Genomic DNA, 11,454 nt, shown 5'->3' on the forward strand with positions numbered 1-11,454 from the left:
GCCTCACGTGACCACTTTCTCTGCCGTTACAAGTGCCTACAAAGGTGCGTGGGCCCGTCGCCGTGTCTTTGTGCCGATCTATCTTGTTGTGCGCCTGCTTTTGGTTGCGCTGATTGCGCCCGGCGTGGCGATCACGGTGAATCTTGCCGTATCGCTATCCAATCAGACGGCGCTGACTGATCAGGCGATCGCTGCATTCATCCTCTCACCTGCCGGGTTTATTGCGGCCGTTGTGGTTCTCAGCCTGTTTCTACTGGCCGAGGTGTTTGTCTTCTCGGTCATGGCCGGGTCGCTGCGGATGGCAGAGCCGGACCCATGGCGCGCCGGCAGTTCTTCGATCAGGCTGATCCTGTCGCGGCTTCCATCCCTGTTTGGATTTGCGGTGCGCTTTGTTGTGCGGGTTTTGCTGTTGGTTCTGCCCTTTGCGATCGTTTCTGCCGTGATCGCGTGGTGGACGCTGACTGAGTATGACATCAACTATTATCTGACCTTCCACCCGCCCTCATTCTGGGTGGCTGTGGTGCTGATCGGGGCGGTTGCGCTGGCTATGGCTTGGGTGTTGATCCGACGCCTGTCAGCCTGGGCTTTGTCGCTGCATTTGGTTTTGTTCGAGGGCGTTCACCCCGGACATGCGTTTGGCATCAGCGCCAGTCGGATGGAAGGTAAGCGCGGACGCCTCAAGATAGAGCTGGCCATCTGGCTGGCTGTGCGCCTTATCATCGCCGCCGTGATCGCCTGGTTGGCCGGGCTTTTGTTCGCGCTGGTGCCGCTGCAAGGCGCAGCCAACCTGAGATTGGCCCTGATTTACAGCCTCGCCGTTGCCGGTATCTGGTCACTGGCCGGACTGGTATTGGCAGCCACGGCTCTGGGCGCACTGGCAGTGCTGCTCGATGGGTTCTTTGATATCCAGACATCAGAACCAACCCCTCCAAAGCCGCGAAACCTGCGCAGAACAATGGTTACGGCTGTTGGGGCCGCCATCGTTGCTGTTCTTGTTGGGATTTGGTTCGGGCAGCACCTTCTGGAAAGGGTGCAGGCACCGGACCGCGCAGAGGTTATCGGTCATCGCGGCGCTGCCGCGCTGAAGCCCGAAAACACGATGGCCTCGGTTCTCAAGGCGATTGAGGACGGGGCCGACTGGGTTGAGATCGACGTGCAGGAAACAGCGGATGATGTAGTCATCGTCGCCCATGACAGTGATTTCATGAAACTGGCCGGTGTTAACCTAAAGGTGTGGGATGCCACGATGGAGGATATCGATCAGATCGACATCGGCAGCTGGTTTGGCCCTGAATACGCAGATGAGCGGACGCCGACGTTGCGTGATGTGCTGGAGGCCGCGAAGGGCAAGGCCAAGGTCATTATCGAACTGAAATACTACGGCCACGACGTAGACCTTGAGAATAGGGTTGTCGCCCTCGTCGAAGAGTTGGGCATGCAGGACGACATTGCAACGATGTCGCTAAAATACCCGGCAGTGCAAAAGATGAAGACGATTCGCCCCGACTGGCGCGCTGGTGTTCTGGCCGCGACTGCTGTGGGTGATCTGTCGGGTCTCGAAGGTGATTTTGTTGCGGTGAACGCCGCGATGGCGACGCCGGGCTTGGTCAATTCGGTCCATGCGGCGGGTAAGGACATCTATGTCTGGACAGTGAATGATCCGCTGCAAATGTCGGCGATGGCGTCGATGGGGGTGGATGGGCTGATCACGGACCGACCAGCGATGGCAAATGAAGTTCTGCGTGTGCGCGCCGAATTGGGGCCGGCAGAGCGGTTGTTGTTATGGCTGGCGACGACCTTTGGCATGTCCTTTGATACTGAGGCGATGCGCGATGAAAGCCCTTAATCTGGCGGCAATCCTTTTGGCGAGTGCCGCGCCAGCCTTCGCGCAAGACGTCATGCGCAGCTTTGAGCTACCAGCACATCGCGCCCTGATGGCGGAGCGCAGTAGCGCAGAGTTGACCCCGTTTGAAACGGATGGCTGTTCGGGTGGTCTTTCGGCCAGTTGGCGCTTTGTGGCGGATACGTTCCCCAGCTTTCGGGGGCTGTATGAGGCGCACCCACCGTGGGAATACTGCTGTGTGACCCATGATCGCGCCTATCACCATGCTGGCGGGGCTTTGCGGGCCGAAGACAGCTATGACGCACGCCTGTACGCAGACGACACTCTGCGTGCTTGCGTCAAAAAGCATGGGACAGACCATGCCGAGGAATATGCCGAGCGCTATGACATGACGGCCGAACAGATTCGCACCGCTCATTCCGTCACGGCCGAGGCGATGTATGCGGCGGTCCGATTCGGCGGCGGCCCCTGTTCGGGCCTGCCCTGGCGTTGGGGTTTTGGGTATCCGGGGTGCTCGGTGTTCCCACCTTTGGCCCCTGCGCGCGAATGACGTGGTGACAGGCCCCGGATTTTCCATTATCCAACATTTCAAACACGCGAATTAGGATTCTGAGACTCATGGCTGAACACAAGCACGGCGAAATGGATATCACTGTTCAAACCAAAACCTTTGATGGGTTCGTCAAAGCCACCACATGGTGTGTGGTTGCCATCGCCCTCCTTTGCCTGTTCCTGGCGGTCTTCGCCGCATAATCCAAAACGGGGTTGACCTTGATCCGGATTTTGATTGCCTGCCTGCTGGCAGCAACTGTTGCTGGCTGCACGGGATCGCAGCGTCCGCAAGCCGAGCGGGCCGAGGTCGTTGCCCGATCCTATCGTGATCCGGGGCCTTCGACCCTGACGCTGTATACGATGATCAGCACGCGCACCGGGTCTGGTGCCCATACTTCGTTGATGATCAGCGGCAGCGAGCGAGTGATCTTTGATCCTGCGGGGTCTTTCCGCGCAGATGTGGTTCCGATCAAGGACGACGTGCTGTACGGTATCACCCCGAATGTCGAGCGCGCCTATCGCAGTTCGCACGCACGCGAGACACATTATGCGCGTATCCAGACGATTCAGGTAAGCCCGCAACAGGCCGAGATTGCCTTGCAGCTGGCCAAACAATCCGGTCCGGTCGCAGGTGCCTATTGTGCGAATTCCACCGCGTCGCTGCTGAAGCAGGTTCCGGGGTTCGAACAGATCGACGTGACCTTTTTTCCGGTCAAGCTGTCGGATCAATTCGGTCAGCTTCCGGGTGTTGTGACAACGGAGTATCGTGAGAACGACGATGCCGACCTGCAAAAAGGTCTGGCCGCCAACAATGCGGCACTGAACCAACTGGAAACGGTCTCAACCCAATAAGTACAGCAACCCGTACAGTGTTGCGGCGCCGCTGAAGATTGCTGCCAGCACATTCTTTGTGATCACTCCAACGCTTAGCGCAACCGCGGCGGCCGCCATCCGTGGAATGTCGGGCTGCCCTTCAGTTGCGGTTGGCCAAACAACCAGCGGTGCAATCAGGGCTGGCAGGAGGGCGACAGCGGTATAGCGCAAGTGGCGCAACAGCCAGGGAGGCATCGGGCGATCCCCGACGAGGCCGATAAAGACGAACCGCAAACTATAACTGCCAATGGCAAGTCCAATGATGATGGACCAGATCGTGACCGGATCAACAGGGGTCATTGTGTGGCCTTTCTGCGTTCGGTGAACAATTCGGCCTGAGCGCCGGCCATCATGCCGGCACATCCGGCAATCAGCAGGCCCAGATTGTATGGGATGCCAGCGATCATCAAAGAAACGACAATGGCCACCAACGCAGCCACCACATGGGGCAGGGTGCGCATCATTGGCCCGATCATTGCCAGAAATGTAATCGGCAAGGCAAAGTCCAGCGCCCAGCTTTCGGGAATGCGAGTGCCAAGAACCGCGCCCAGATAGGTCGCAAATATCCATAGCGGCGTGATGGGGGTGACCGAGCCCACGAAATAAGCCATGCGCTGGGGCACCGTCATCCTGGGTTCTTTTTCAAACTGCACGATTGAACAGGCATAAGACTGATCGACGGTCAGGTAGGCTGCACATGCCCGCTGCCACATCGGCGCAGCCCCCAGATAGGGCGTCAGTGACGCTGAATACATCGCCATCCGGAGGTTTACCGCCAGGGCAGAAACAAGAATAATGGCCGTCGGTGTCTGATCCTGCAGCAATTGCAGCGCGGCAAACTGCGCAGCACCCGCAAAGACCGTGGACGTGAACGCCATGGTTTGCACGATATTCAACCCAGCCTCAGTCGCGAACACGCCGAACAGGGTGCCAAACGGGATCGCCACAAAAATGAACGGGGTCCCGTCGCGAAAACCCTTCCAGAAGTATGACTTGGATGTGGTGTCTGCCATGGCTAAATCCTATGGTGATCCCCGCAGCAGTAGCGGTCTTGGGAAAGGGTTGCAATTGGCCACGGAACAGAACCAGTCAGACTACATCATCGCCCCAGATCCCGGTGCGCCCCGCCTGACCCGCGCCGTTGAAGGCGTGGACCAGAATGGTGAAGTCAGCCAGATCTCGGTGGTCGAGGAACGCCCGCTGACGATTTTCCTGAATTCGCAAGAGATCGTGACAGCGATGACGATCGGTGACTACCCCGAGTATCTGGCGCTGGGGTTCCTGCGCAATCAGGGGATGCTGCTGGTCGATGACGACATCACGCGCGTCGATTACGATGAAGATCTGGAAACCGTGGTGGTACGCACCGCGCGCGAGACCTCGTATGAGGACAAATTGAAGAAAAAGACCCGCACCAGCGGCTGTGCGGTCGGCACGGTGTTCGGTGACATGATGGAAGGATTGGACAACGTGCGCCTGCCGCAGGTCTCGGTCCGCACCTCGTGGCTGTACGATCTGGCGGCCAAGATCAACCGCACCCCGTCGCTGTATCTTGAGGCTGGGGCGATCCACGGCACTGTGCTGTGCCACGAGAACCGCCCGTTGGTCTATATGGAAGACGTGGGCCGCCACAACGCTGTCGACAAGATCGCGGGTTGGATGCTGTCAAAAGGTGAGGGGGCTGAAGACAAAATCCTCTACACCACCGGACGCCTGACCTCGGAAATGGTGATCAAGACCGCGATGATGGGCATACCAGTTCTGGCGTCGCGATCGGGCTTCACCGCATGGGGCGTAGAGATTGCCCGCGAAGTCGGACTGACATTGATCGGTCGGATGCGTGGGCAGCGCTTTGTATGTCTTTCAGGTGAGGACCGACTGATGCGTGATGTGGATCCGGCGACTGTGGCGGTCGAAGATAAGAAACACAAAAGGAAAAGTTCCCAGTCCTGAAATCCGTTGGGTAACCAGTCGTTCTGAGAAAACTCTGCAAGTTCCAGAAGATGTACACTAAGGTGGAGCAACTCAGAGTGGAATTTTGGATGGTTGCCACGTAGGGAAGCTATGGAATTAATCAGTTTAATTGCACCGGTCTTCGCGGTGATCTTGACGGGGTACGTGTTTTCTTGGACGAATCTTCTGGGCGAAGACACGTCAGAAGCTCTGGTGCAGTTTGCCGTTTACGTCCTGATCCCCGCCATCATGTTTTACCTGATTGGTCAGGAGGAGTTTGAGAACCTTCTAAACTACGGTTTCTACGTGTCGTATGGCGGTACGATACTGGCTCTTTTTGCCGTCCTGTTCATCGGTTTGAAGGCGCTGACGAGTTTTCAGGTCGGATCAGCAACCGTTTTGGCCTTTGCTGGCGTTGCCTCGAACACAGCGTTGGTTGCGCTGCCCATCCTCCATGCGATTTTTGGATCAAAGGGGGCGCTGCCGGCCGTATTGGCAAATCTGGTGGTCGCCATTCTGCTGTTGATCATGACCACCATTCTAGAGACCTCGGCCGGTCACAAGGCAAGCGCCAAGACACCCATTTACAAGATCCTTCTGAATGTTTTGAAAAACCCGATAATCGCGGCAACGTTGTTGGGCGTTCTTTACTCTTTAACAGGTATTGGGTTTTCCGACGTCGTTTCGGATTATTTAGAGCTTATGAGCCAGGCGCTTGCAGCTGTTGCGCTGTTTGCGATCGGGTTTACCACAAGTGTTCGCACGATTGTTCAGACTGGATCGATGATCCTGTTCTTGACGGTAGTAAAACTTCTCGTTGTTCCGGGGGTGGTGCTGCTTGCGGGGCATTTGATCGGCCTGGATCCGCTTTGGATCATTGCGGCGACGGTCTCTGCAGCAGCGCCCACGGCAAAGAGCATCTTTTTGCTGGCCAAACATTATGATCAGGAGCCGCAGCTCGCCGCTCACATCGTGTCGGCGACCTCGTTCCTGGCGGTCGGGACTTTGATCCTGTGGCTGTTTGTCCTGCATCATCTGCATCCTACCGCGTTCCAATTGAATTGAGTTCGCTCTACAAAGTTGCGATCTATTGATCACTTGGACGCAAGCAACAAGGTGCAGCAATGAACACCCCTTTGGGCGTAATCCTCGCAGGCGGCCTCGCCACCCGTATGGGCGGCGGCGACAAGGGTCTGTTGCAGATCGGGGGCCAAAGCCTGCTGTCTCATGTCATTGACCGGTTTGGCCCGCAGGTCGACGGTCTGGCGCTGAACGCCAATGGCGACCCCGAGCGGTTCGCCGATCTGAACCTGCCGGTTCTGCCCGATACGATTGAAGGTTTCGCCGGGCCTCTGGCGGGTGTGCTGGCGGGGCTCGATTGGGCAGCTGAACAAGGGGCCGACAGCATAGTCACAGCCGCTGCTGATACGCCGTTTTTTCCACGCGATCTTGTGGCGCGGCTGACCGACGCTGCCCAAGGGCAAACACATCCTCTGGTGCTGGCCACCACGCCGCGCACCGGGGATGAAGCGCTAAAGTCCGGCGGCGGCAAGCGGGTCAACAGGCATCCGACATTTGGGCTCTGGCCTGTCGCCCTGCGCGATGATCTGCGGGATGCCTTGAATGACGGGTTGCGCAAGGTTGTGCTGTGGACCGACAAACATGACGGGCGTGAGGCCCTGTTCCCGGCGGACCCATTCGATCCTTTCTTCAACGTCAACACGCCCGACGATCTGGCGCGGGCGCAAAAGCTGCTGGAGCAGGCATGAGGGTCTTCGGCGTCACCGGCTGGAAAAACGCGGGCAAAACCGGCCTAATGGAGCGATTAGTGGCCGAGATTACCGGGCGCGGCTTCACGGTTTCGACAGTCAAACACGCGCATCACGCCGTCGATGTCGACCAGCCCGGAACCGACAGTTTCCGCCATCGAGAAGCCGGTGCGTCCGAGGTGCTATTGGCATCCGGCAAGCGTATTGCCGTGATGCAAGAACTGCGCGGGGCACCTGAGCCGCCTTTGGCTGATCTTCTGGCTCGGCTGCTTCCGGTCGATCTCGTACTGATCGAAGGTTTCAAACGAGAAAGCCACCCCAAGGTCGAAGCGTTTCGTGCCGAGGCCGGCAATGCGTTGATGGCCCCGGAAAACAGTACGATCCGCGTTGTCGCCAGCGATACGCCCCTGCAGGTACAGGTTCCGGTGTTTGATCTGGACAACACCGCCGCAGTCGCGGATTTCATCTTGAAAGAGGTCGGATTATGACGCCGCCAAACATCACGCCTCCGCCCCTGCGAAATGATTGTTTTGCCTTGCCTGCCGGGGTCAACTGGACACCAGTGGACGACGCGCTGGCCTTGTTGCGATCTCGGTTGACGGTGGTGACTTTGGTCGAAACGGCTTTGATCGGGCAGGCTGTGGGGCGGATACTGGCAGAAGACGTTTTTGCGAAACGTTCAAACCCACCGCAGCCAAACACGGCCGTGGATGGTTATGGGTTTTCCGGGGCCGCCCCCGTGGGTCCCCAAGTGATGCCGCTGCAGGATGGGCGCGCTGCGGCTGGTATTCCGTTTGATGGCGCGGTGCCACACGGCAAGGCACTGCGCGTGTTGACCGGCGCAGCGCTGCCTACCGGTGTGGATACGGTCATACTGGAAGAAGACGTGACCGTTCAGGATGGTCACATCGCCTTTCACGGCCCGCTGAAACAGGGCGCCAATACCCGCAAAGCTGGCGAAGACGTGGCCGAGGGCGATTTGGTTCTGCCTACCGGGCGCAGATTGACCCCTGCTGACATGGCCCTTTTGTCGGCCACCGGGATATCCGAGGTCGCGGTACGCAAGACGCTGCGCGTTGCGGTTCTCTCGACCGGGGATGAGCTGGTCGAGCCTGGAAACTCTGCCGGACCCGGCCAAATATTTGACGCCAACCGTCCGATGCTGTTGTCGATGATCGCGCGACTGGGCTATGAGCCGGTGGATATGGGGCGCGTGTCCGACGACCGGGAAGATCTGCGTGACAGGCTGGACAAGGCGTCAGAACAGGCCGACGTCATTCTGACCAGCGGCGGCGCGTCCGCCGGGGATGAAGATCATGTCTCAGCCCTATTGCGAGAGGCCGGTGCGATGCAGGAGTGGCGCATTGCGCTAAAGCCCGGCCGCCCATTGGCGCTGGGTATGTGGAACGAAACGCCCGTATTTGGCCTGCCGGGTAATCCCGTCGCAGCCAAAGTCTGTACGTTGATCTTTGCCCGACCTGCACTGGGTCTGATGGCGGGCGAGGGCTGGTCCGAACCGCAGGCGTTCAATTTGCCTGCTGGTTTCGAAAAACGAAAAAAACCGGGGCGGCGCGAATACTTGCGCGCCCGTGTCCGAGACGGTCAGGTCGAGGTTTTTGCATCGGAAGGATCGGGTCGTATCAGCGGCCTTAGCTGGGCCGAAGGGCTGGTCGAGATTCAGGATGGCGCATGTCACATCAGGCCGGGTGATCTGGTGCGGTTCATTCCTTATGGCAGCTTTGGGTTGTGATCAGTCAAATGTACCCGCGACGCGCCCAAGCAGCATGAAAGCGCGGGCGGTTCGTGTGTCGCCCAATGCAGTCAGGTCCGCGTCGCTGGCAACCGGTTCAAATTCAACGATCATGTGATCAAAACGGCGTAGGAAATGATGCACGGCGTCCCGGAATATCGGGTCCTGCTTCATCCGCGCTGCCGTCAGTGCCAGCGAAGACCGGTCCCTGATCCCGCCCAACGCGGCAACCGCGCGGCCGCGCGCGCCCTGTGCGAACTGTCGCCAGATTTCGGGACGCGCCATATCCGGGCGCAGATCGTCCATATAGATGCCTTCCTGGCTCAGCAGTGTAAGCACGTCCTGCGAAGCCTGCACCAGTTGGGCGGTCTTGCGATCCCGTAGCGCCAGCCTGAGGGCATCGAACCCTTCGGCGTCATCCTGTGTTTCAGGAAAGTTCAGCGCCCGAATGAAGGTATCGGTCGTCAATGGCGGCGCGATATCTTCGGCCGGAGTGCCCAGTTCCAAAGATGTCTGGTCGCCTGTGGCAACTGATGCTTCGCCGCGAACCGGCTCGGTCCGTTTCGACGAAAACGTCGCCAGCGCGGTTTCTGCTTTTTTGGCGGTCTCGGCGATTTCGTCCAGCTTTTTGCTGACACCGGGTTCTTGCAAACTGGCGGCGCGCTGTTGCTGAATTACGTAAGCCTGACGGATTGCATCTATTGCGGTCTGCAGCCGGGCGCTTTCCTCGCGCATGACGCGGCTGGCGCGCATAGCCATAGCGGCGACCCAAATCATCGCCACCGGCATGAAAACAGCCAGCAGAGTCACGACGAATCCGCCGCCATCGACCTTGTCGGGAAGCACCAGAAACACAATCGACACGATCAGCCAAACCACGCTAAGCGCGACGGCAACGATCTCGATCTCGGTTACCGAAGGATGCGAAGGCTTGTCATATATCCCCAAAGGGGTTGGCCGTTCGGGATCTTGTTCGGGATTGGGCTCTGACATGGTCAAGGCTCCGGTCAGGCATACTCGATACTTAGAACTTCATAGGACCGCACACCACCGGGGGTGCGTACTTCGACACTGTCGCCTTCTTCCTTTCCGATCAATGCCCGCGCGATGGGGGATTTGATGTTCAGCAGGCCGTTTTCGATGTTGGCTTCGTACTCACCAACAATCTGCCAGGTCTTTTCTTCGTCGGTGTCTTCATCCACCAGGGTGACCTTGGCGCCAAATTTGATCGCGCCGTTCAGCTTGGCCGGGTCGATCACATCAGCCAGCGACAGAATGCCTTCCAGCTCTTTGATACGCCCTTCGATGAAGCCCTGCTTTTCGCGGGCCGAATGATACTCGGCGTTTTCCTTCAGGTCGCCCAGCTCGCGCGCTGTGGCAATAGCTTCGATGATCGCCGGGCGCTCGACGGACTTGAGGTTTTTGAGCTCCGCCCCAAGCGCGGCATTACCCGCAGGCGTCATTGGAATTTTTTCCATGTTCTTGTCGTCCACGCATAAATTGGTTCGCCCCGCCGCATGAGACACGCGTCGGGGCGATTTGATGGGTCGTCAATTAACTGACCCAAATGAGGCGTGAATTGCAAGGGGGCTCGGTCGCACAACGCGCGGATTACGGCCTATGGTGTTCGGGAAAAGTCTGAATCGCCAATACCCTGCCACGCTCGTGGCTCTCGGGGCATTGGCGATGAAGAATCTATCGGGTGTTTCCCAGAACGCCTTAATCGTAGCTAATCACTTCGAATTCGATGTCATTGTCGTCATTGAAATAGAACCGCCGACCCGGTTCATAATCAGCATGGGACTTGGGCGTAAAACCGGCGTCGATAACCTTCTGCTCGGTCGTGTCGATGTCTTCGACCAGAACGCCCACGTGGTTCAGCCCACCGACGATGTCATAGCTGCTTTCCCCGGACGGTTGTGGATCGCTGGGCGCGTAAAGCGCCAGATAGGTGTGCTTGGAGCCCACGTGAACCGTGTAACCGCCTGCAATTGCCGGGCCTTCCCAGCGTGTTTTCCAACCGAACACCTTGTGCATCCACGCAGCCGAGGCCTGCGGGTCGCGAACGGTGAAGTTGGTGTGTTCAAGTGTCGCCATCATGGGATCTCCTTCGTGTTTTGAGGCTTGTCCCGACTCACCATAATTCCTAAACCTAACTTTAGATCAAGGGATTTTTCAGGAGGAGGTGATGGCGGCTTCGGAAGGGTTGGCAATTGGCGCATTGGCCCGGCGCACAGGCTTGGCCGTTTCGGCTATCCGGTACTATGAGGCGCAAGGTCTGATATCGCCCTGGCGCAATGCGGGCGGGCAGCGGCGGTATCAGCGAGCAGATATCAGACGCCTGAGTTTTGTGATGATTGCGCAGCAGTTCGGCCTGACCTTGCCCGAGATCCGCGAGGTCCTGTCTGGCCTGCCTGGAAACCGCACGCCAACACCGCAGGATTGGCAGGATATCAGCAAGGGGCTAAGGGCCCATCTGGACCAGCGAATCGATACCCTGACGCGCTTGCGCGACAATTTGGATGGCTGCATTGGCTGCGGATGTCTAAGCCTGCCGAAATGCGCCCTCTACAACCCGGATGACCGCGCAAAATCCAATGGTAGCGGTCCCAGGTACCTGATGGGGGACTCACCCGAGGCATAACTGCCGCATTGCAGCAAAGTTACGCCGTGTTTTGATTGACCAAGGTGTTTGCGACCATGTAATCAGCCGT

15 protein-coding genes are annotated in these 11,454 nt (G+C 58.3%); 10 read left to right on the plus strand and 5 right to left on the minus strand.

Annotated features, from left to right (window positions below; translation table 11 throughout):
- Nucleotides 1-7 precede the first annotated feature (7 nt).
- The 4 genes from AC2FJF_RS13040 to AC2FJF_RS13055 all read left to right on the plus strand — a co-directional run bounded on the left by AC2FJF_RS13040 (nucleotide 8) and on the right by AC2FJF_RS13055 (nucleotide 3,247).
- Complete coding sequence (locus AC2FJF_RS13040; RefSeq protein WP_496725789.1) at nucleotides 8-1,846, plus strand: glycerophosphodiester phosphodiesterase; 1,839 nt, start codon at nucleotides 8-10, stop codon at nucleotides 1,844-1,846.
- Nucleotides 1,833-2,393: a hypothetical protein gene (locus tag AC2FJF_RS13045; RefSeq protein ID WP_496725790.1), complete on the plus strand. Its 561-nt coding sequence runs from the start codon at nucleotides 1,833-1,835 to the stop codon at nucleotides 2,391-2,393. Before AC2FJF_RS13040 ends, AC2FJF_RS13045 begins: the two co-directional genes overlap by 14 nt.
- A gap of 68 nt (nucleotides 2,394-2,461) precedes the next feature.
- Nucleotides 2,462-2,596 (plus strand): aa3-type cytochrome c oxidase subunit IV, encoded by a 135-nt coding sequence (locus AC2FJF_RS13050; RefSeq protein ID WP_058273578.1) that lies wholly within the window; start codon nucleotides 2,462-2,464, stop codon nucleotides 2,594-2,596.
- A gap of 18 nt (nucleotides 2,597-2,614) precedes the next feature.
- On the plus strand, nucleotides 2,615-3,247 hold the full coding sequence (locus AC2FJF_RS13055) for a hypothetical protein (protein WP_496725791.1): 633 nt from the start codon (nucleotides 2,615-2,617) through the stop codon (nucleotides 3,245-3,247).
- Here the strand turns inward: AC2FJF_RS13055 and AC2FJF_RS13060 are convergent.
- Nucleotides 3,236-3,568, minus strand: a complete 333-nt coding sequence (locus tag AC2FJF_RS13060; protein ID WP_496725792.1) for an AzlD domain-containing protein — start codon at nucleotides 3,566-3,568, stop codon at nucleotides 3,236-3,238. The two genes, AC2FJF_RS13055 and AC2FJF_RS13060, sit on opposite strands and share 12 nt — an antisense overlap.
- Complete coding sequence (locus AC2FJF_RS13065) at nucleotides 3,565-4,281, minus strand: AzlC family ABC transporter permease (RefSeq protein WP_496725793.1); 717 nt, start codon at nucleotides 4,279-4,281, stop codon at nucleotides 3,565-3,567. The genes AC2FJF_RS13060 and AC2FJF_RS13065 overlap by 4 nt, the downstream gene beginning before the upstream one ends.
- Here AC2FJF_RS13065 and AC2FJF_RS13070 point away from each other — a divergent pair.
- From AC2FJF_RS13070 to AC2FJF_RS13090, 5 genes are all read left to right on the plus strand, one after another.
- Nucleotides 4,280-5,221 (plus strand): formate dehydrogenase accessory sulfurtransferase FdhD, encoded by a 942-nt coding sequence (locus tag AC2FJF_RS13070; RefSeq protein ID WP_496725794.1) that lies wholly within the window; start codon nucleotides 4,280-4,282, stop codon nucleotides 5,219-5,221. The two genes, AC2FJF_RS13065 and AC2FJF_RS13070, sit on opposite strands and share 2 nt — an antisense overlap.
- Nucleotides 5,222-5,332: 111 nt before the next feature.
- Entirely contained in the window at nucleotides 5,333-6,286 is a 954-nt protein-coding gene (locus tag AC2FJF_RS13075) for an AEC family transporter (protein WP_496725795.1), read from the plus strand.
- Between the two features lie 59 nt (nucleotides 6,287-6,345).
- Complete coding sequence (gene mobA, locus AC2FJF_RS13080; protein WP_496725796.1) at nucleotides 6,346-6,990, plus strand: molybdenum cofactor guanylyltransferase MobA; 645 nt, start codon at nucleotides 6,346-6,348, stop codon at nucleotides 6,988-6,990.
- On the plus strand, nucleotides 6,987-7,478 hold the full coding sequence (gene mobB, locus AC2FJF_RS13085) for a molybdopterin-guanine dinucleotide biosynthesis protein B (RefSeq protein ID WP_496725797.1): 492 nt from the start codon (nucleotides 6,987-6,989) through the stop codon (nucleotides 7,476-7,478). The genes mobA and mobB overlap by 4 nt, the downstream gene beginning before the upstream one ends.
- A complete protein-coding gene (locus AC2FJF_RS13090; protein ID WP_496725798.1) occupies nucleotides 7,475-8,740 on the plus strand; it encodes a molybdopterin-binding protein in 1,266 nt (421 codons plus the stop codon). Before mobB ends, AC2FJF_RS13090 begins: the two co-directional genes overlap by 4 nt.
- On the opposite strand, the gene AC2FJF_RS13095 is transcribed toward AC2FJF_RS13090, so the two are convergent.
- The 3 genes from AC2FJF_RS13095 to AC2FJF_RS13105 all read right to left on the minus strand — a co-directional run bounded on the left by AC2FJF_RS13095 (nucleotide 8,741) and on the right by AC2FJF_RS13105 (nucleotide 10,840).
- Nucleotides 8,741-9,733 (minus strand): hypothetical protein, encoded by a 993-nt coding sequence (locus tag AC2FJF_RS13095; RefSeq protein ID WP_058273571.1) that lies wholly within the window; start codon nucleotides 9,731-9,733, stop codon nucleotides 8,741-8,743. It lies immediately after the preceding gene.
- A gap of 14 nt (nucleotides 9,734-9,747) precedes the next feature.
- Nucleotides 9,748-10,218, minus strand: a complete 471-nt coding sequence (gene greA, locus AC2FJF_RS13100) for a transcription elongation factor GreA (protein ID WP_058278909.1) — start codon at nucleotides 10,216-10,218, stop codon at nucleotides 9,748-9,750.
- Nucleotides 10,219-10,459: 241 nt separating this feature from the next.
- On the minus strand, nucleotides 10,460-10,840 hold the full coding sequence (locus tag AC2FJF_RS13105; RefSeq protein ID WP_058273569.1) for a VOC family protein: 381 nt from the start codon (nucleotides 10,838-10,840) through the stop codon (nucleotides 10,460-10,462).
- Between the two features lie 88 nt (nucleotides 10,841-10,928).
- Between AC2FJF_RS13105 and soxR the strand changes: the two genes are divergently transcribed.
- A complete protein-coding gene (gene soxR, locus AC2FJF_RS13110) occupies nucleotides 10,929-11,384 on the plus strand; it encodes a redox-sensitive transcriptional activator SoxR (protein ID WP_058278822.1) in 456 nt (151 codons plus the stop codon).
- Nucleotides 11,385-11,454: the final 70 nt, after the last annotated feature.

Source organism: Ruegeria sp. CDSB013, assembly GCF_059611165.1.